This is a genomic window from Aeromonas enteropelogenes, assembly GCF_020097295.1.
GTDB lineage: Bacteria > Pseudomonadota > Gammaproteobacteria > Enterobacterales > Aeromonadaceae > Aeromonas > Aeromonas enteropelogenes.
The window spans coordinates 897,939-917,829 of sequence record NZ_CP083625.1 but is presented as its reverse complement, the minus strand read 5'-3'; the positions used below and the strand labels follow the sequence as shown (position 1 = coordinate 917,829).

The window sequence follows — 19,891 nt, the reverse complement described above, 5'->3', positions numbered from 1 at the left end:
AATTCAAACGTTTTCGTCATATTGAGATCATGAAATTAAATATTCCTGCTTGAGTCTAAATAACCTCGGCTGATATGGTGGTCTGGCGTGCTGCTTGTTAATAAAAATAACCCTCTCATTCGTGTCGTTCTCCAAAAATAAGGGGTTGCTATGAAAGCACTCAAAATAACAGGCTTGTCATTAATCATTTCCGCCACGCTGGCCGCCCAGACCAATGCTGCAGAGCCCATCTATCCTGACCAGCTGCGGCTGTTCTCTCTTGGGGAAGATGTCTGCGGTACTGATTATCGTCCAATTAACCGGGAAGAAGCACAGAGTGTCCGGAATAATATTGTGGCCATGATGGGGCAGTGGCAAATCAGTGGGTTGGCCAATAACTGGGTTATTCTTGGGCCAGGTTATAACGGTGAAATAAAACCGGGTAAAGCATCGACAACCTGGTGTTATCCCACTCGTCCCGCCACGGCAGAAATACCTGTATTGCCCGCCTTCAATATTCCTGACGGCGATGCGGTGGATGTGCAATGGCGTATGGTTCACGACAGCGCCAATTTCATCAAGCCGGTGAGTTATCTGGCCCACTATCTGGGCTATGCCTGGGTCGGAGGCGATCACAGCCAGTTTGTCGGGGATGACATGGACGTGATCCAGGAGGGGGACGACTGGGTGCTGCGTGGCAACGACGGCGGGAAATGCGACGGCTATCGCTGCAACGAGAAGAGCAGCATCCGGGTCAGCAACTTCGCCTATACCCTGGATCCGGGCAGCTTCAGCCACGGCGACGTGACCCAGTCAGAGCGTACCTTGGTCCACACCGTGGTGGGTTGGGCGACCAACATCAGCGACACGCCCCAGTCCGGTTACGACGTGACTCTGAACTACACCACCATGAGCAACTGGTCCAAGACCAACACCTATGGCCTGAGCGAGAAGGTCTCGACCAAGAACAAGTTCAAGTGGCCGCTTGTGGGGGAAACCGAGGTCTCCATCGAGATTGCCGCGAACCAGTCCTGGGCCTCCCAGAACGGAGGGGCCGTCACCACGGCGTTGTCCCAGTCGGTACGTCCGGTCGTGCCCGCCCGCTCCCGGGTACCGGTGAAGATCGAGCTCTACAAGGCGAACATCTCCTATCCCTATGAGTTCAAAGCGGATATGAGCTATGACCTGACCTTCAACGGCTTTCTGCGCTGGGGTGGCAATGCCTGGCATACCCATCCCGAGGATCGTCCGACCCTGAGTCACACCTTCGCCATCGGTCCGTTCAAAGACAAGGCGAGCAGCATCCGTTACCAGTGGGACAAGCGCTACCTCCCTGGCGAGATGAAGTGGTGGGACTGGAACTGGGCCATCCAGCAGAACGGCCTCGCCACCATGCAGGACAGCCTGGCCAGAGTACTGCGCCCGGTTCGCGCCAGCATCACGGGTGACTTCCGTGCCGAGAGCCAGTTCGCCGGCAATATCGAGATCGGCACCCCGGTGCCGCTTGGCAGCGACAGCAAGGTACGCCGTACCCGCAGCGTGGACGGTGCCAATACCGGGCTCAAGCTGGACATCCCGCTGGATGCCCAGGAGCTTGCCGAGCTGGGCTTCGAGAATGTCACGCTCTCGGTGACTCCGGCTCGCAATTAAACAAGCACACGCAACGTAACGACCAGACCGGGCCCAGTGCCCGGTCTTTCTTTTGCACTGGTCGGGCGTGTTAATGGGTTGTACTTTGCAAAACCCCACTTATACTGGCGCCATCTTGTCGGAGTGCTGACCGTCGAACGACGCTAAGCTGAGACCGTTAATTCGGGATCCGTGGAACCTGATCAGGTTAAGACCTGCGAAGGGAAACAAGGGTAACTTGCGGGTTACCGCGCCGGGGAAGGAGGACCTTCCCGCCAGCCAGAGGCAGACCGCCTCTGGCTGGCACAGGCGCACAGGGGGAGTTTGTCCCGCCGGGCCGTCAGGGCCGTGGATCTGCCGCACAGGGCAGAGGGACGACAGGGCTGGACTGGGAAGAGAAACCCCATCGCCCACTCCCCCGCTAGAGCACCCCGCCGCAAGTTCATCTTCTCCTCGAACTCCAGACAAGCAAACACCCATAACTTCAACCAGTTAATGTGAGTTTTGCTATGTCTACCCATGTATCTGATACCACCAAATCCAGCCGCCGCGAGCAGCGCTCCAGCGCCCAGACCTTTATCGATAACTTGAAGGGGATGGCCCACCCCAACTCCCGCCGCATCTTTATTGAAGGTTCCCGCCCCGACATCCGGGTGCCCCTGCGGGAGATCCAGCTTGCCGACACCTTTGTCGGCGGCACCAAGGAGGATCCCCGGTTCGAGCCCAACGAGCCGGTGCCGGTTTACGACACCTCGGGCCTCTATGGGGAAGAGGCTGCCCCCATCGACGTGCGCAGTGGCCTGCCGCGCCTGCGTGAAAACTGGGTGCTTGAGCGCACTGACACCGAGGCGCTGGAGGGCCTGAGCTCCGTCTTCACCCAGGAGCGCCTGGCCGACGAGGGGCTGGATCACCTGCGCTTCGAGTATCTGCCGAGCGCTCGGCGCGCCAAGCCGGGTCGCCGGGTCACCCAGCTGCACTATGCCCGCGCCGGCATCGTCACCCCCGAGATGGAATTTATCGCCCTGCGCGAGAACATGGGCCGTGAGCGGGTGCGCTCCGAGCTGCTGCGCACCCAGCATCCGGGTCAGGGTTTCGGCGCCAGACTGCCCGAGAACATCACCCCCGAGTTCGTGCGCGATGAAGTGGCCGCCGGCCGTGCCATCATCCCCTGCAACATCAACCACCCGGAAGCCGAGCCCATGATCATCGGCCGCAACTTCCTGGTGAAGATCAACGCCAACATCGGCAACTCGGCGGTCACCTCCAGCATCGAAGAGGAAGTGGAGAAGCTGGTGTGGTCCACCCGCTGGGGCGCCGACACCGTGATGGATCTCTCCACCGGCCGCTATATCCACGAGACCCGCGAGTGGATCCTGCGCAACAGCCCGGTGCCCATTGGTACCGTGCCCATCTACCAGGCGCTGGAGAAGACGGGCGGCATCGCCGAGGATCTCACCTGGGAGCTGTTCCGTGACACCCTGCTCGAACAGGCAGAGCAGGGGGTGGACTACTTCACCATCCACGCAGGCGTCTTGCTGCGCTTCGTGCCCATGACCGCCAAGCGCCTCACCGGCATCGTCTCCCGCGGCGGCAGCATCATGGCCAAGTGGTGCCTCTCCCACCACAAGGAGAACTTCCTCTACGAGCATTTCCGCGAGATCTGCGAGATCTGCGCCGCCTACGACGTCAGTCTGTCGCTGGGTGATGGCCTGCGTCCGGGCTCCGTCTATGACGCCAACGACGAGGCGCAATTCGCCGAGCTGCGCACCTTGGGCGAGCTCACTAAAATTGCCTGGGAGTACGACGTGCAGGTGATGATCGAGGGCCCCGGTCACGTGCCCATGCACATGATCGAGCGCAACATGACCGAGCAGCTGGAGCACTGCCACGAGGCCCCCTTCTATACCCTGGGCCCGCTCACCACCGACATCGCACCGGGTTACGATCACTTCACCTCCGGCATCGGTGCCGCGCTCATCGGCTGGTACGGCTGCGCCATGCTCTGCTACGTGACCCCCAAGGAGCACCTGGGCCTGCCCAACAAGGAAGACGTGAAGCAGGGGCTCATCACCTACAAGATCGCCGCCCACGCCGCCGATCTGGCCAAGGGGCACCCGGGCGCTCAGATCCGCGACAACGCCATGTCCAAGGCGCGTTTCGAGTTCCGCTGGGAGGATCAGTTCAATCTGGCGCTGGATCCCGACACCGCCCGCGCCTACCACGACGAGACCCTGCCCCAGGAGTCCGGCAAGGTAGCCCACTTCTGCTCTATGTGCGGGCCCAAGTTCTGTTCCATGAAGATCACCCAGGACGTGCGCGACTACGCTGCGAAATTGGAGGCTGTCGAAATCAAGATGGTGGGCATGGATGGCCAGCAGGAGCGGGTCGTGGCCGAGGTGGAGAGCGGCATGGCCCGGATGGCCGAGACCTTCAAGGAGACCGGCGGCGAGATCTACCACCAGGCGGCGACCCTGAAGCAGGCCGCAGGGGAGGAGGCGTGAGCAGCGAGCGCGGGGCTGTCAGCCCCGCCGACCTGACAGCGGTGACGCAGGCACGTCCCGTGGTCTGGACCATAGCGGGATCCGACTCCGGCGGCGGGGCCGGCATTCAGGCCGACCTGCACACGATGCACGATCTTGGCGTGCACGGCTGCTCGGTCATCTCCGCCATCACGGCCCAGAACTCGGTGGCGGTGAAGATGGTCGACCCCGTGCTGATGCAGACCTTCACCGCCCAGATCGACGCCCTGGGGCTGGATCTGCCACCCGCCGCCATCAAGGTAGGCCTGCTGCCGACCCGGCTGCACGTGGAGGTGCTGGCCCGCCGGCTGGGCACCATCGAGGCTCCCTTCGTGGTCTACGACCCGGTGGCCATCGCCAGCACCGGCACCCCCATGGCCGAGCCCGGCATGCTGGCGGCGGTGCGTGAGCACCTGCTGCCGCGGCTCTCCTTGATTACCCCCAACGGCCCCGAGCTGGAAGCCCTGACCGGCCTGCCCGCCACCAGCCCCGAGCTGGTGCGCCTCGCCGCACGGCGGCTGCGCGAACTCGGCGCCCGCGCCGTGCTGGTCAAGGGGGGCCACCTTGAGTGGGGCGGGGATCTCTGCCTCGACTACTACCAGGACGAGACCCGCGAATTCTGGCTGGCCGCGCCGCGCCTCGATACCCGCCACGGCCACGGCACCGGCTGCTGCTACGCCAGCGCCATCGCCGCCGTGGTGGCGCAGGATTACCCGGTGGAGGACGCCATCACCCTGGCGCGTGCCTACCTGCAGCAAGGCTTGGCGGCGGCGCAGGGGGTGGGGGCGGGCCCCGGCCCCATCGCCCATCTCGGCTGGCCTTCAGATCTTGCCCACTTCCCCCGTGCCGTGCTGGCGGGCTCAACCCTGGAGCGTCGCTTCGGACTTTATGGGCAAAGCAGCGCCCGCCTGCCGGATGGCCCTTTTGCTCCGACCGAGCACAACCTCGGCCTCTATCCGGTGGTGGATTCGGTCAAGTGGCTCAAACGCCTGCTGGGGGCCGGGGTCAAAACCATCCAGCTGCGCATCAAGGACCTGCCCGCCGCTCAGGTGGCACCGGCCATTCGTGATGCGGTCGCGCTCGGTCGCCGCCATGGGGCGCGTCTCTTTATCAACGACTACTGGCAGCAAGCCATCGAGGCGGGCGCCTGGGGCGTGCACCTGGGGCAGGAGGACATGGAGACCGCCGATCTCGCCGCCATTCAGGCCGCCGGGCTGCGCCTTGGCATCTCCACCCACGGCTACTTCGAGCTGATGCGTGCCCGCGAGCTTGCCCCCTCCTATATCGCGCTGGGCCATATCTTCCCGACCAACACCAAGGCGATGCCTTCGCGCCCCCAGGGGCTGGCGCGGCTGCACCACTACCGCGCCCTGATGGCGCAGTGGCCCACGGTGGCCATCGGTGGCATCAGCGAGGAGCGGGTCGCGGCGGTCAAGGGGAGCGGGGTCGGCAGCATTGCGCTGGTCTCGGCCATCACGGCGAGCGACGACTGGCAGGGGGCGACCGAGCGGCTGCTAGTCGCCGTGGGGGCGGGGGACGAGCCACGCTCGGCCTGTGTTGTACGGGAGGCAGAACATGCGCTCTGATGCCGCGTCTCTCAGTGACGAAGAGTATTTGCGCTACGGTCGCCAGCTGATGCTGGGGGAAGTGGGTGAGACGGGGCAGGTGCGGCTCAAGGATAAATCCGTGCTGATCGTGGGCTTGGGCGGGCTTGGCTCGCCGCTGGCCCTCTATCTGGCCGGGGCCGGTGTGGGCACCTTGTGGCTGGCCGATGGCGATACGGTCGATTCCAGCAACTTGCCGCGCCAGATCCTGTTCGATAGTGAGGCGGTCAACCACTCCAAGGCGGAGCTGGCCCGCGAGCGGTTGGCGGCCCACAACCCGCTGGTGGAGCTGATCGCCATCAACCAGCGCCTCGATGCCGCCAGCCTGCCGGAGTTTGTGGACGAGGTAGATGTGGTGATCGACTGCTGCGACAACCTCGCCACCCGCCAGGCCATCAACGCCGCCTGCGTGGCCCAGGGCAAACCCTGGATCTCCGCCGCCGCTGTGGGCTGGCAGGGGCAGCTGATGGTACGCACAAGCTTTGATCAGGCCTGCTACGCCTGCCTCTATCCGCAGGATACGAAAGTCAGTCAGAGCTGCGAGACCAGCGGCGTCACCGGCCCGCTGGTCGGGGTGATGGGCACCTTGCAGGCGCTGGAGGCATTGAAACTGCTGCTCGGCCTGCCGAGCCCGGTCGCCGGCACATTGCGCCGTTTCGATGCGCTGACCCATCAGTGGCAGACCCTCACTCTGGCCCCCGATCCCGATTGCCCGGTTTGCGGGCAGCACAAGGAAATCACCCCATGACCTTGACCATTCGACTCAACGATAAAGACCAGCCGCTGGCGGCAGGGCAGAGCGTGGCCGACCTGCTGGCCGCCCAGGGCGTCCATCCCCAGGGGGTGGCGGTGGCCCTTAACGGCGCCGTGCTGCCCCGTGGCCGCTGGGCCGAGACCCCGCTCAATGATGGGGACGAACTTCACCTCTTTACTGCCATTGCGGGAGGCTGACATGCTCAAGATTGCCGATCACACCTTCTCCTCGCGCCTCTTCACCGGCACCGGCAAGTTTGCCCGCCCGGATTTGATGGCCGCCGCCATCGAGGCGAGCGGCTCCCAGCTCGTCACCATGGCCATCAAGCGCCTCGAACCGGGCAAGGCCCACGACGATATCCTGAGCCCCTTGCGCAAACTCGGGGTCAAGCTCTTGCCCAACACCTCCGGGGCCAAGACCGCCGCCGAGGCGGTGTTTGCTGCCCACCTGGCCCGTGAGGCGCTGGGGACGAACTGGCTCAAGCTCGAGATCCACCCCGATCCCCGCTATCTGCTGCCCGATCCCGTCGAGACGCTGAAAGCCGCCGAGCAGCTGGTCAAAGAGGGCTTCGTGGTGTTGCCCTACTGCGGCGCTGACCCTGTGCTCTGCAAGCGGCTGGAAGAGGTGGGCTGCGCTGCCGTGATGCCGCTCGGTGCGCCGATTGGCTCCAATCAGGGGCTGGTGACCCGGGAGTTTTTGTCCATCATCGTCGAGCAGGCCAATGTGCCAGTGGTGGTGGATGCGGGGATCGGTGCGCCAAGCCACGCGGCGGCCGCCTTTGAGCTCGGCGCCGACGCCGTGCTGGTCAACACCGCCATCGCGGTGAGCGGCGACCCGGTCGCCATGGGCCGCGCCTTCGCCCTCGCCTGCTCCGCCGGGCGCAGCGCCTATAAGGCGGGCCTGGGGGCGCGCGGCGTGCAGGCCCAGGCCTCCAGCCCGCTCACCGATTTTCTGGGGGCCCTATGAGCGTGCACTTCGACCCCATCGAGGGCGTGAGTTTTCTCGATAGATGGCAGGCGCTTGATTGGGACGACGTGGGGATGCAGGTGCGTGCCAAGACCGCCGCAGACGTGGAGCGCTCCCTGAGCACCCCTCGCCGCACCCTGGCCGATTTTATGGCGCTGATCTCGCCGGCCGCCGAGGCGTATTTGCCGCAGATGGCGGCCGAGGCCGAGCGCCTCACCCGCCAGCGCTTCGGCAACACCATCGGCTTCTATGTGCCGCTCTATCTGTCGAACCTGTGTGCCAACGACTGCACCTACTGCGGCTTCTCCATGAGCAACCGCCTGAAACGCAAGACTTTGAGCCTGGAGGAGATAGAGCGCGAGTGTCTGGCCATCAAGGCGCGGGGCTTTGACAGCGTGCTGCTGGTGACCGGCGAGCATGAGCACAAGGTGGGGCTCGCCTATTTTCGCGAGGTGATACCCATCATCCGCCGCCACTTCAGCACGGTGGCGATGGAGGTGCAACCCCTCTCGCAAGACGAATACGCCGAGCTCAAGACCCTCGGCCTCGATTCGGTCATGGTCTATCAGGAGACCTACCACGCCCCCACCTACGCCCGCCACCACCTACGCGGCAACAAGCAGGACATCGGATGGCGCCTCGCCACACCGGATCGGCTGGGCCGCGCCGGCATCGACAAGATAGGCTTGGGAGCGCTGATCGGTCTCTCTGCGGATTGGCGCGCCGACAGCTACTTTGTCGCCGAGCACCTCGCCTGGCTTGAGCGCCACCACTGGCAGAGCCGCTATTCACTCTCCTTCCCGCGCCTGCGCCCCTGCACCGGGGGGCTGGAGCCGGAGGTTGTGATGTCGGACCGCCAGCTGGCCCAGCTTGTCTGCGCCTGGCGCCTCTTCTCGCCGACCCTGGACTTGTCCCTCTCCACCCGGGAATCTCCGGCGTTTCGCAACGGCGCCGTGCGCCTTGGCATCACCCAGATGTCAGCCGAGTCGCGCACCCAGCCGGGGGGCTATGCGGACGGCGGTGAGGAGGAGTTGGAGCAGTTCGCCATCCACGACGATCGCCCGGTGGGGGAAGTGGCCGCCGCCGTGCGCCAGGCGGGGTTGCAGCCGGTGTTTAAAGATTGGGAGCCCTTTTTAGGGAGATAGAGGGGTATTCCCCCTTGCTATACGCAGAGCGGAAAGAGTGATGCCGGAACACAATAGCTATTCGCGGTAAACGTTGGGCTTCGCAAGCTCAGCCGCAACCTACATCTGTGGTAGGTTGGCGCTGAGCGTAGTGAAGCCCAACATACGAGATGCTAGCGATTCAATCCTTACTGTGGAAATGAGATGTATGTTTCTGTATTAATTGACAAATAACACTGTTTGTTGTCTCCTATCAGCCGTTGCCGCCTTCCACTTCTCTTGCTTAGCCGCATGCAAGCTCGCAGAGGCCCTGTGAGGGATGTCAGTGTCCAACACTGTCGTTTTCGGACGAGGAGGCTGCCATGAAACACAAATGTGTTCCTGTACGGCGCTACCAACGCTTTCGTTTTGGTCGCTGGGAAGATGTGTGCAAACACTATCGCTCCCTGCCCAATCGGTAAGTGAGGTATACCAAGGCGGCAACATCTTCATTATTTCTCTCCGTGCTGTTATGCACTGATCATTTTCTGGTAGTGCTCTCCATCTCCTGTTTTTTCAAATATGTTTTTGAAAATGTCTAGGAAGCGTTGATAATCACCGACACTGATATCTGTTATATTGATCGCATCAGAGTGAGAAGAACGATTTAAGTATCTATAAAGAACTTTGAATTGATGATCTGTTTGCTCTAATGCTGTAATTACCTTATGTAATTTGTCATTCTTGTGTACAAATGCAAAATAATGTTCCAGTATGTTTCTCATTGCATTTGGAATAAGTGGAGACCAATTCCCGGTTTCTTTGAAGTCTCTAATGGCAAGCCAATAGAGTTCATAGTCATTTTTTATTTCATCCTTTCCTAGAGAATGTATGTTACTGTATTCATCTTTCTTAACCCGATAGAGGTCATACAATTTTTCGAATTTATTAGATTCCGACAGCTTTAGTAGCTCATGGTAAAAAAATAAATTATGAGTCAAGACAATAGATTGACCATAGTTTTCTTCAAATATATCCTTGTGAATCATTGTGGCAACATCATATATATAGTTTGATGATAGGCTGGATATGGGGTCATCAATAACAATAGTTTTTTCATTTTTTGGAGTAGTGCAATCGTTCTTGTTTATGTCACCTTTAACTAACTCAATGAAATAGACAAGTGTGATTAATGTTTTTTCACCTTCACTAAGAGTATGATATACCGCGTCTGTTTCACCGCCCCTATGAATGCAATATGTTCCATCATGATGTTTAACTAATTCAAAGCTATCTAAACCTATAGATTTAAGTCTATTATTGATCGCGTCTAAGGCAGAATCGATGCCAACAATACTCCCAGCAAGATCTCTAATATCCTTATCTATTGCTGCAAGTTCACTTTTTAGTTTTACAACAATGTTATGATTCTTTTCTATTTCAGAGTCATTTATTTTTAACTCTTTTTTATAATTAGAAAAGACACTGCTCAGAGCTTCATTTATCAATCCCCAAAATTGTTTTTCTATATTGGACTCAATGACTTTTTTCTGTGCTAACTGTGAACTAAATACATCAATCTCTTGCCTGGCCATCTCAATAATGGCATTTATTTTTCCAGCCAATTGCTCTTGGTCAATTAGAGTTATGACTTCTATGGGGTGTTTTATTTTATGCGCAACTATTTCATTGTTTTTCTCTATGGCGTCAATGAATGCTTTCCGAGCACTCTGGTATTCTTGGTTGCTTTCAATGTAAGCTAATTTGTCACTATTTAAGTACTCCTTGACAGAGTTAATATATACTTCATATTCTTCTTTATATTCTTCAAGGCTAGATATTGCATCTTCATAGTGGGTGTCGAAAACTTGCTCAAGTTGCTCTTTAAATTCACTTGTAGGTGTCTTTTGACAGAATGGGCAGACATTCGTATGTTCAATATACTTACGCCCATCTCGAACCCAAAGTTGGCTATTCAATTTTTCTATAAGTGATGATAAATAAGAGGTTGATGTATTTACGAGAGGAGAACCAAGTAGAGTATTGATATTGACATCTGTTTTATGAATAGTTATAAACTCAGGTTTAATTGGAACTTCAACCGAGAAAGCATCGATTTTTTCTTTTTCTTTTATTAACTCATCTAGTGTGAGTTCATTAATTTTACGGCCTGATTCGGCTGCACTAAAGAACGAGGCTTTTTGAGCTCTTCCTCTTAGACAGTATGATAAGGCATCATGTTGGTAATGCTTTTTATGTGAATAAACGGAATCTTGATATTTTTTTAGAATTTCATCTCTTGACTGCCTAATTTCATTGCTTTGGATTTCAGCTTTACTGATTTGAGCGAATTTTAGTTCCCTCTGTTTTTCTAGCTCCTCTATAGTTGCTTGAGCATTTGAATCATCCTTTCCAACTGTAAATACACCCGGTTGGGAGGCTGATTCATAAAATGATTCTCTAATGAAGTCGCTGTTATAGACATAATATCTTGTCTTTTCATCGCTTTGGACATTGGATTGTTGGCTAAGCTGCTCTCCTTTTGCAGGGGCGCTTATTAGGCGACCTATGGTACTTTTTCCACTACCATTTTGCCCAAAAAAGATTGTTCTAGGTTTACTTAAATTAATTTTAGTGGGGATTGTAGGATGATACGATGTAATATTTTGAAGTGTGATTTCTTTGATCATTTTTATATCCAAGTAATGTTAATTAAATCAAGCATATAAATATATTTGTTAGTTTACAGCGGTCAGGATTTCATATGAAGCCTAGATGTTTTGAAATGTGACGAGTCTGCGGCTTAGCTGATTAAGGGGGAGATACGGGAGCCTAGAAGGCGGTAGTGATGGGGCGGAGATGAGCATCAATCGCTTACGCCAGATAAGCTCGGTGGCAGGCTTCAATCCGTGGAAAAAGGGCATAGATATGCGCATCCATAGGTTTACCATGAAGGAAAATACGATTTCTGGCCCGATACTCGAAGGTAGCGCCAGCGGCGATGGCGACGGCTTCGCTGGCGGTGTTGCCAACTCCCATCACGATCTCCAGCCGAAATAGACCCAACTGTTGAAAACCAAAGTCACGCAGCAGAGCGACCGCTTGCCGTGCGACGCCGTTACCGATGTCCATGCTAGAGATGATCCGCGTCTTATAACCCATGCGGGCATAGTGAGCTACGGTGCCACTTCTCTTGTCATGGCGCGGGGCTGCCAAGTAGCTTGAGGTAATCGCTTAACGAGAAGGGCTGAGCAAATTCCTTCATGCCTGCCAGCCTGTCCAGCTCTGCTTGGCCGACTTGCTGCAACTGGTTTTGCTGGGCTGTCGTTAGGGTGGTAGTCCTCGCCTTGATCAAGGTGTCGAGAAAGGTGCGGTCTCCCTCTACTGCTTGATGAAATGCCTTGAGCGCCAGCGCATCGACCTCTGCTGCGGTGCAGCGCTCCATGCTCTTTTCATGCAGATAAATAAGCACGGTGGCCTGTTGTTCTCTCTTCAATGACCAGAATGGATCGCCTTTTTCGGGTAGTGTGGAGCGGTGTTGTGACTTGATCACCTCACAGCGTTCAAACGCCGGATCCAGATCGTGCAGTGACAAGGCCATGCTGCTTTGGCAGACAAAGAGCAGCAGGAGGGCAAATTTACTTGTTGTATGAGGCATGGACGCATTTCCAAAATTGAGATTCTTTACCCGTTGAAGACCACGCCATGGGCTCAACGACTTGATTCAACTTGTGGCGCAGGATATTGGGGATCCCCTCCATCGCTTGGCCATATAACTCCCAGTCGTAATCATTGATGTTGTAGACCACATCTTTGGCGCTTCTTGGATCGCTGAAAATTGTATATAGCGGTGTTGCTGAAACAGCGAAGGCCAGTTGATTGGCGCTATCCACCAGTTGATCGATCTGCTCCAGCGCATCGATTGAACGAGAACTTAGTGTCAGTTCTTTGATCGGACAAGTGGCTATGCCCATGATACTCTCCTGTCGACATTGGACATAAATGAAGCCAGATGGATATCATTTATCCATGTGATGGTCAAATCGGAGGTAGATATTTATCATGATGTTATTTGCGGCTGTGCTTATCGCCGGTATCTACCTCTTCTCCGGTTTGGGGAGGTTTGATGAGCGGAGGTTTGTATCAGGAACATCATTGATGCTCCTGTATCTTGTTCTCTATTATATTTTCCCTTCAGATATTGATGGCGGCTCTATCTATTTAGGGCGATTGAGCCAATATCTGCCTCTCTTGTCATATGGACTCATATTATTTGGTGACGCAGTGTCTCCCTTTAACAAGGGAAAAAATATTCATTGGATTGGTTTATTGGGATTGATCATCTCTTCACTGTATCACTTGATGTTCTTTGTAATCCCATGATGAAGCACAGGTCATGGTGACGGATGGTTCTTAATGACACTACAACGCAGGTGTATACCCCCGCGGCCGCCGATTCTTTTACTGACTGACCCCAGTTGTTATACTCCCGCCCCTCAATGCTGGCCGGCCGGGGGGGGAGCACCGCCCGGTGCGATGGCGGGCTGGCCGTTCTGGCTTGCCCATTACTCAACGTATTTTTCCTCCCCAGCTCAGCCGTTCAGCCAATTGTGCCGAGCCAGTCGCGCCGTCGGGTGTGACGGTCGCCTCGCATAGGCCGCAGGCGCAAGGCCGGCGGGAGGAGCCTGTTCAGCGAGCCCTTGTCGCAAGACGGGGGCTTGTCATTTGGCGTGGGCCCTGACGCCATCATAACAACACACGCACAGACACAACGCAGGATAGATATGGAAAATCATGTAGTTATCGAATCCAAGGGGCGGCTGGCCGCCCTTCGTGGCTGGCTGGAACCCGTGCTGGTTCTGCTGATCCTGGGGGGACTGTTTGGCTATCTGGGTAGCGAGATGGGCCTTTCCGCCATGGTGAACACCCTGTTCAACACAGCGCACCAGCTGCTGCTCAATACCGTGCTCTTTATCATGGGGATCACCGTGCTCTCCGGTGCCCTGAGCCAGCTGTTGAGCGAATTCGGGGTGATCCGCCTGCTGGAGGTGCTGCTGGCGCCCCTGATGAAGCCGGTGTTTCGCCTGCCGGGTCGCACCGCCCTGGCGGCCTTGATGACCTTCTTCTCCGACAATCCGGCGGTGATCAGCCTCGCCAGGGACAGCCGCTTTCGCAAGGGCTTCACCCCCTGGCAGCTGGTATCGCTGACCAACTTCGGCACCGCCTTCGGCATGGGGCTGATCGTGGTGACCTTTATGGCCACCCTGCAGCTGCCGAGCGGCGAATCTACTGCCACGGCGGCGCTGATCGGCCTGCTCGGGGCCCTGGTGGGCTCAGTGGTCTCCACCCGATTGATGCAGCGGATGATCCGCCCGCTGGTTGGCGAGGTGCTGCCCGAGAGTCTGGAGGGAACCCATGGTCCCAAGCCGGGCCTTCGCAAAGAGGCGGCGCCGGGCTGGCTGCGGGTGCTCAACTCCCTGCTCGATGGCGGCAAATCCGGCGTCGAACTCGGGATGGCGGTGATCCCCGGGGTGCTGATCATCAGCACCTTCGTGATGCTGCTGACTTTCGGCCCGGGGGAGAAGGGTTATACCGGCGAGGCCTTCCAGGGGGTGGCGCTGCTGCCTGTGCTGGCGGCCAAGGCGGGCTGGCTGTTTGATCTGCTGTTCGGCTTCCAGCAGCCGGAGCTGGTCGCCTTCCCGGCCACCTCCCTCGGTGCGGTCGGCGCGGCCATGTCGCTGGTGCCCCCCTTTATCGCCAAGGGGTGGATCACCGGCAACGAGGTGGCCGTGTTCACCGCCATGGGGATGTGCTGGAGCGGCTTTTTGAGCACCCACACTGCGATGCTGGATGCCCTCGGCTATCGTCATCTCACCTCTCGCGCCATCGTGGCCCACACCGTCGGCGGCCTGTGCGCCGGGGTGGCGGCGCACCAGCTCTATCTGCTGCTCGGCTAAGTGGGCAAGGCATAAAAAAAGAGGCTCTTCGGAGCCTCTTTGCATTTCTGCCCCTGCCTGTGTCATCAGGGGGGGAAAGGGGCTAGCCCTGCTCGCCAATCAGGACCTGTTCGATCAGGGCTCCCGGCATCATCTGGCGAATGCCGGCCACCAGTTTCTCACCCGCCTCATGGAGGGCCGCCAGCGGCATTTCGGGCAGGCTCTCCAGAATGAACCACATCTTGCTGGACTCCACGCTGAGGCGGGTGCGCACCCCCTGCCGCCAGTTCCAACGCCGGCAGGTGACGCCCTTGTCATCCCGCCAGACCACCTCGCCCGGCTCGGGGGATTCGTGGGCGGTCTCACCCCCCTTGACGGTGTCGAACAGCTCGCTGCCATCGGCCACCACCAGACGGGGGATGCCCTGATAGGCGACCAGGTTCTCCCCGCCGACCGGGATGGCATACTCGATGCTGATGGCGTTGTAGAGATCGACGATGGGGTCGATGCTCGGCAGGCTGCCATCGCGGGCCACCCGCTTTCTCAGCGCCTCGGCGGAGCAAGGGGTGCGCTGCGGCTTGGCACCAAATTTTCTGAACACGTCCGCCCAGGCGCTGAGGTGCGCCTCGGCCCATGGGACATCCCCCCGCGCCATGGCGGCAAAGGCGCTGTCCAGCGCACGAGCGCCCACGTCGGGATCGCTGATGGCCGCCGCCTGTACCGTGATGCTGAGGGCTCTGAATCCGGGAGCGATGGGAGTGACTTCGGGGGCAATCAGGGGTGTTATCAACGACATAAGGACTCCAGGACAGGTGTTTGACTTAAGAGAGGCAGGGCCACCGAGAACAAGGGACACAAGATACCAAGATGGGCGGACCCGATCTGCGAGCCATCTTGCGGGAAGCGGGATGATAAGAAAATCGACATCATCTTAATGCCAATAAGATTCCCTAATGAATGCGCCGATAAAAGGGGACTGCCTGCTGCCTCTTATGGTCGCAAGGGGCCAGAGAACAGGAGGCAAACGGCCTTGCCGCTGCCACTTGCCGCAGTCACTTGCCGCTTGGCGCGCAGGCGGCAGCCTCTGGCCGCCGGTGGCTTGCGGGGAGGGGAGGTTTCCCCTCTTGCGAGTCGATACGGCTCGGTAAATCAGATGGCGGCTCAAGGCGTTAGCCATGGCAGGCGTTTTTTTCGCCATGTTGGCCCCGCTTATGCACTCCTCTTGGCAACACCACCCAGGGCCATCGCCGCGGAGAGATATCATGATGATCAGTACCCTGCTTCCCATCGCCTCCATTGCCCTCAAGCTCGGCAGTCAGTTGCTGAGCAGCAGTGGCAAGACGCAAGCGGCGCCGCAGGCCGCACAGCCGGAGCGTCTGGCCCCCACAGTCCAGAGCCTGTTCCAGCGCCTCGGCATCAAGGATGCCAACAGCGAGCAAAACCGCCCCGCCATCAACCACTTTATGAGCGATCTGGTGCAGAGCCTGGGGCAGGAGTTCGGTGGCCAGTCCCTGCCGGATGCCATCGACGCAGCCCGCAGCCAGCTCGCCAATGGCACCCAGGGCACCCGCCTCGATGCGCTGCGCAGCGAACTCGACACCCTCAAGGGCTCCCTGGGTGCAAACAGCCTCAACCTCGATCAGCTGCTCGCCGCCTTTAAACAGACCCTGCCTAACGGCAAGGGGGAGGGGGTAGGCAGGCTGCTGAATGCCAGCGCGTGAACCCGGCTGAATAAAAGGAAACGGCAACCTGATGGTTGCCGTTTTGTTTTTTTGCTCAAAGGATTATGCGCGAGGCGATGGCGGGCTTGCCATGTCGCCGGCCAGCTCAGTCAGTCCCTTTGCCTGGAGGGCTTGGATCGCCCCATGGCGATCCCCCTCATCCTTGTTCTGGCTCAGCTTGAACTTGCCGACCAGCCGCACTACCTCGATCTCGATGCCAACCACGGCTTGCACCATGGCCTCGAGATAGTCTCGCGGCGCATCCGCCATCTTCCATGGCGCTGGCTCCCCGGCCTCGTGGCGGCGGGTCAGGTTTGCCAGCAGACGGCGTACGAAACGGGCATCGTCGCGCACCCGGATGCGGCCGTGGGCATGCACCACGCTGTAGTTCCAGGTCGGCACTTGTTTATGGTGCGCCTGCTTGCCCGGATACCAGTTGGGGGAGATATAGCCGTCGGCGGCCTTGAAGATCACCAGCACCTCGCCGCCATCCTTGACCTCCTGCCAGAGCGGGTTGTTGCGGGCCACATGGGCGCGCAGGACGCCGTGCTCCCCCTCTTCACCGTCAAATTCGAAGGGGAGGTGGTTGGCATCGAGCCCCTGTTCGCCATGGGTGATCAGGGCGCCCAGCGGATGGGCCAGGATCAATTGATGCAAGGCCTTGGGGTCGGTGGCCGAGAAATGGGGTGGCAGATACATGCAGGTTCCTTCTGGTTGGCGCTGAGATCCATTCAGCCTGGTCAGGGAGATATGCCCGCTTTGCCGCCTTCGGGGCAAGCGGAACGAGCGGATAACCCGACATAAAAAAGAGGGCTGGCGCCCTCTCCTGATATCCCGGTGCGATTAACCGCGTTTGGCCAGCCAGGCTTCGGCGGCGGTAAGGGCCGCTTCTACCTGCTCACGGGCGACACCGCCCTTGGCAACCCGTTTGGCCAGGGTCGCTTCCAGCTCCAGATTGGGGTAGACGTCGAAGTCGATCACCGGGCTGAAGCGCTGGAACTCGCCGATGGAGAGCTCCTCCAGCGGCTTGTGCACGCCGATGGCGTAGACCACGGTCTCACCGACGATATGGTGTGCCTCCCGAAACGGGATCCCCTTGGCCACCAGGTAGTCCGCCAGCTCGGTGGCGTTGGCGTAGCCGCCCTGGGCCGCCGCCATGGTGCGCTCGCCATTCACTTTCAGGTCGATCAGTACCAGGGCCGCCATGTCGAGGCAGTCGTGCCAGGTATCGAGGGCATCGAACAGCCCCTCCTTGTCTTCCTGCATGTCCTTGTTGTAGGCCAGCGGCAACGCCTTGAGGCTCATCAGCATGCCCAGCTGGGCACCCACCACCCGACCCGTCTTGCCACGAATAAGCTCCAGCGCATCCGGGTTCTTCTTCTGCGGCATCAGGGAGGAGCCGGAGGTGACCGCGTCGGATAGCTCGACAAAGCCCGCCTCGCCGGTGTTGTAGAAGATCAGATCTTCGGCAAAGCGCGACAGGTGGGTCATGGAGAGCGACGCCACGTGCATCAGCTCCACCACGTGATCCCGGTCTGAGACCGAATCCAGGCTGTTGCGGGTGGCACCGGCAAAGCCCATATCCAGCGCCAGCGCCTCGCGGTCGATGGCATAGGCGGTACCCGCCAGGGCGCCGCAGCCCAGCGGGCTGGTGTCGAGGCGCTTGAGGGCATCCTGCAGACGGGAGTGATCCCGCTCCAGCATCTCCACATAGGCCAGCGCCCAGTGGGCGTAGGTGACCGGCTGGGCGCGCTGCAAATGGGTGTAACCGGGCAGCACGGCGGCCTGATTGGCCCGGGCGGAGGCGACCAGCCCCTGTTGCAGGGTGGTGATGGAGGCGGCCAGCAGCTCACCCTGCGCCTTGCACCAGAGTTTGAGGTCGGTGGCGACCTGATCGTTGCGCGAGCGGCCGGTGTGCAGCTTCTTGCCGAGATCGCCGACCGCGGCGATGAGCTTGCCCTCGACCCAGGAGTGGATGTCTTCGGCATCCGAGCTGAGGATCTGCTGGGGATCCTGCTGCACCGAGGCGAGCAGCACTTCCATCGCCTGTTGCAGTTTTGCCTGTTCACCCTCGGTCAACACGCCCACTTTTACCAGGGCGCGAGCCCAGGCCATGGAGCCCTGGATATCCTGCTCCGCCAGGCGGTAATCGAACCGCAGCGAATCGTTGAACTGCTTGAACCGGCTATCGGCTCCCTGACTGAAGCGTCCACCCCAAAGTGCCATACTGCTCTCCTTGAATGCGTTGTCGGCGGCGCCTGGCCCCCGAGCGTGAAATCGTGCCTTGTTTGTCTGTTCTCTGCTCTGACAGAGGGTTATCTCACAGACGCGGCCAGGGCGCTGCCGCGTTGGTCACATCCCGCCACTTATGGGTGAGGGGGCCATGCCCCCTCACCGGTATCAGCGGGTCACACCGGGTGATCAACCGTGGGTGTGGTCGCCACCGATGGCCAGATGCTGCTCCTTCATGGCGCGGATCCGGCTGGCCAGGGTGTAGAGACGGATAAAGCCGTCGGCATGGCTCTGGTCGTACACCTCGTCGGCGCCGAAGGTGGCGAAGTCTTCGGAGTAGAGGCTGTTGGGCGACTTCTTCTGGGTTGCGGTAACCTGGCCCTTGTACATCTTCAGTACCACTTCCCCGTCGAGATCCTCGGCGATGGCGTTAGCGGAGGCGAGGATCGCCTTGCACAGGGGGGTGAACCAGCGGCCGTCATAGACCAGATGGGAGAACTCGGCACCGAGTTTTTCCCGCCAGGCACGGGTCGGTCTGTCCAGCACCAGCTCTTCCACGGCGCGCAGTGCGGCGACCATGACGGTACCACCCGGGGTCTCGTAGCAGCCACGGGACTTCATGCCCACCATCCGGTTCTCGGTGATGTCGATGCGGCCCACGCCGTGCTTGCCGGCACGCTCGTTCAGGGTCATCAGGATCTGGTGCGGGGTCAGCTTCTGGTCATCAACGGCCACCACTTCGCCCTTGGCGACGGTCAGCTTGACGTATTCCGGCTGATCCGGGGCCTGCTCGGCAGAGACGGTCCACTGCCACACGGCTTCGGACGGCTCGTTCCAGGTGCTCTCCAGCTCGCCACCCTCGGTGGAGATGTGCCAGGCGTTGGCGTCACGGCTGTAGATCTTCTTCAGGGTCGCTTTGCAGGGGATCTGACGGGCTTCCAGATAGGCCAGCAGATCTTCCCGGGAGCGCATGTCCCACAGACGCCAGGGGGCGATCACTTTCAGCTGGGGCGCCAGGGCGGCCACGGCCCCTTCGAAACGCACCTGGTCGTTGCCCTTGCCGGTGCAACCGTGGGAGATGGCGTCGGCACCCTCGGCCAGCGCGGCCTCGACCATGGCCTTGGCGATCACCGGACGGGCCATGGAGGTGCCCAGCAGGTAGGTACCCTCGTAGACGGCGCCGGTCTTCAGGGTCGGGTAGACGTACTCTTTGACGAACTCTTCGCGCAGATCCTTGATGATGCACTTGGTGGCGCCGGAGGCGATGGCCTTCTGCTCGATCCCTTCCAGATCGTCGCGCTCCTGACCCACGTCGGCGACGAAGGCGATGATCTCGGCGTCATAATGCTCCTTGAGCCAGGGAATGATGGCCGAGGTATCCAGTCCGCCCGAGTAAGCCAGTACTATCTTGTTGATTCCGCTCATTTTACTTCTCTCCGTGATGATTC

At 59.1% G+C, this 19,891-nt stretch carries 17 protein-coding genes, 1 pseudogene and 1 riboswitch; of the genes and pseudogenes, 10 read left to right on the top strand and 8 right to left on the bottom strand.

All coding sequences use genetic code 11. From position 1 onward, the window contains the following. The first annotated feature begins 150 nt into the window (after window positions 1–150). The 7 genes from LA321_RS04250 to thiH all read left to right on the top strand — a co-directional run bounded on the left by LA321_RS04250 (window position 151) and on the right by thiH (window position 8,596). Entirely contained in the window at window positions 151–1,629 is a 1,479-nt protein-coding gene (locus LA321_RS04250) for an aerolysin family beta-barrel pore-forming toxin (protein WP_042070784.1), read from the top strand. A 109-nt stretch (window positions 1,630–1,738) separates the two neighbouring features. Then, a riboswitch (TPP riboswitch) is annotated at window positions 1,739–1,852 on the top strand. A gap of 265 nt (window positions 1,853–2,117) precedes the next feature. Beyond that, a complete protein-coding gene (gene thiC / locus LA321_RS04245; protein WP_042070780.1) occupies window positions 2,118–4,109 on the top strand; it encodes a phosphomethylpyrimidine synthase ThiC in 1,992 nt (663 codons plus the stop codon). After that, on the top strand, window positions 4,106–5,713 hold the full coding sequence (gene thiE, locus LA321_RS04240; protein WP_042070778.1) for a thiamine phosphate synthase: 1,608 nt from the start codon (window positions 4,106–4,108) through the stop codon (window positions 5,711–5,713). The genes thiC and thiE overlap by 4 nt, the downstream gene beginning before the upstream one ends. After that, on the top strand, window positions 5,703–6,479 hold the full coding sequence (locus tag LA321_RS04235) for a HesA/MoeB/ThiF family protein (protein WP_042070776.1): 777 nt from the start codon (window positions 5,703–5,705) through the stop codon (window positions 6,477–6,479). Before thiE ends, LA321_RS04235 begins: the two co-directional genes overlap by 11 nt. After that, entirely contained in the window at window positions 6,476–6,682 is a 207-nt protein-coding gene (gene thiS, locus LA321_RS04230) for a sulfur carrier protein ThiS (protein WP_042070774.1), read from the top strand. The genes LA321_RS04235 and thiS overlap by 4 nt, the downstream gene beginning before the upstream one ends. 1 nt (window position 6,683) lies before the next feature. Then, a complete protein-coding gene (locus LA321_RS04225) occupies window positions 6,684–7,451 on the top strand; it encodes a thiazole synthase (protein ID WP_042070772.1) in 768 nt (255 codons plus the stop codon). Further along, window positions 7,448–8,596: a 2-iminoacetate synthase ThiH gene (gene thiH, locus LA321_RS04220; RefSeq protein ID WP_042070770.1), complete on the top strand. Its 1,149-nt coding sequence runs from the start codon at window positions 7,448–7,450 to the stop codon at window positions 8,594–8,596. Before LA321_RS04225 ends, thiH begins: the two co-directional genes overlap by 4 nt. A gap of 488 nt (window positions 8,597–9,084) precedes the next feature. On the opposite strand, the gene LA321_RS04215 is transcribed toward thiH, so the two are convergent. The 4 genes and pseudogenes from LA321_RS04215 to LA321_RS04200 all read right to left on the bottom strand — a co-directional run bounded on the left by LA321_RS04215 (window position 9,085) and on the right by LA321_RS04200 (window position 12,528). Then, window positions 9,085–11,244, bottom strand: a complete 2,160-nt coding sequence (locus LA321_RS04215) for an AAA family ATPase (RefSeq protein ID WP_082043390.1) — start codon at window positions 11,242–11,244, stop codon at window positions 9,085–9,087. Between the two features lie 184 nt (window positions 11,245–11,428). Further along, window positions 11,429–11,677, bottom strand: a pseudogene (locus LA321_RS04210) (GNAT family N-acetyltransferase); the annotation flags it as partial. A gap of 73 nt (window positions 11,678–11,750) precedes the next feature. Further along, window positions 11,751–12,212 carry a hypothetical protein gene (locus LA321_RS04205; RefSeq protein WP_042070766.1) on the bottom strand — a complete coding sequence of 154 codons (462 nt, stop codon included), beginning with the start codon at window positions 12,210–12,212 and terminating at the stop codon, window positions 11,751–11,753. Beyond that, on the bottom strand, window positions 12,193–12,528 hold the full coding sequence (locus LA321_RS04200) for a hypothetical protein (protein ID WP_042070764.1): 336 nt from the start codon (window positions 12,526–12,528) through the stop codon (window positions 12,193–12,195). Before LA321_RS04200 ends, LA321_RS04205 begins: the two co-directional genes overlap by 20 nt. Before the next feature lie 88 nt (window positions 12,529–12,616). On the opposite strand from LA321_RS04200, the gene LA321_RS04195 reads away from it, so the two are divergent. Together LA321_RS04195 and LA321_RS04190 are read left to right on the top strand one after the other, a co-directional pair. After that, the gene (locus tag LA321_RS04195; protein WP_042070761.1) at window positions 12,617–12,937 is read left to right on the top strand and encodes a hypothetical protein; all 321 of its coding nucleotides are present in this window, start codon (window positions 12,617–12,619) and stop codon (window positions 12,935–12,937) included. Window positions 12,938–13,338: 401 nt separating this feature from the next. Continuing rightward, complete coding sequence (locus LA321_RS04190) at window positions 13,339–14,511, top strand: CD0519/CD1768 family membrane protein (protein ID WP_042025126.1); 1,173 nt, start codon at window positions 13,339–13,341, stop codon at window positions 14,509–14,511. Window positions 14,512–14,593: 82 nt separating this feature from the next. Here LA321_RS04190 and LA321_RS04185 read toward each other — a convergent pair whose 3' ends face one another. Beyond that, complete coding sequence (locus tag LA321_RS04185) at window positions 14,594–15,286, bottom strand: B3/B4 domain-containing protein (RefSeq protein WP_042070759.1); 693 nt, start codon at window positions 15,284–15,286, stop codon at window positions 14,594–14,596. A gap of 469 nt (window positions 15,287–15,755) precedes the next feature. Here LA321_RS04185 and LA321_RS04180 point away from each other — a divergent pair, with 469 nt between their 5' ends. Next, window positions 15,756–16,211 carry a hypothetical protein gene (locus LA321_RS04180; RefSeq protein ID WP_042070995.1) on the top strand — a complete coding sequence of 152 codons (456 nt, stop codon included), beginning with the start codon at window positions 15,756–15,758 and terminating at the stop codon, window positions 16,209–16,211. Window positions 16,212–16,274: 63 nt separating this feature from the next. Here the strand turns inward: LA321_RS04180 and LA321_RS04175 are convergent, their stop codons facing one another. The 3 genes from LA321_RS04175 to LA321_RS04165 all read right to left on the bottom strand — a co-directional run bounded on the left by LA321_RS04175 (window position 16,275) and on the right by LA321_RS04165 (window position 19,868). Continuing rightward, window positions 16,275–16,910 carry an FMN-binding negative transcriptional regulator gene (locus tag LA321_RS04175; protein ID WP_042070756.1) on the bottom strand — a complete coding sequence of 212 codons (636 nt, stop codon included), beginning with the start codon at window positions 16,908–16,910 and terminating at the stop codon, window positions 16,275–16,277. Between the two features lie 144 nt (window positions 16,911–17,054). Beyond that, a complete protein-coding gene (gene argH, locus LA321_RS04170; protein ID WP_042070754.1) occupies window positions 17,055–18,437 on the bottom strand; it encodes an argininosuccinate lyase in 1,383 nt (460 codons plus the stop codon). Between the two features lie 195 nt (window positions 18,438–18,632). After that, on the bottom strand, window positions 18,633–19,868 hold the full coding sequence (locus LA321_RS04165; RefSeq protein ID WP_042070752.1) for an argininosuccinate synthase: 1,236 nt from the start codon (window positions 19,866–19,868) through the stop codon (window positions 18,633–18,635). Window positions 19,869–19,891: the final 23 nt, after the last annotated feature.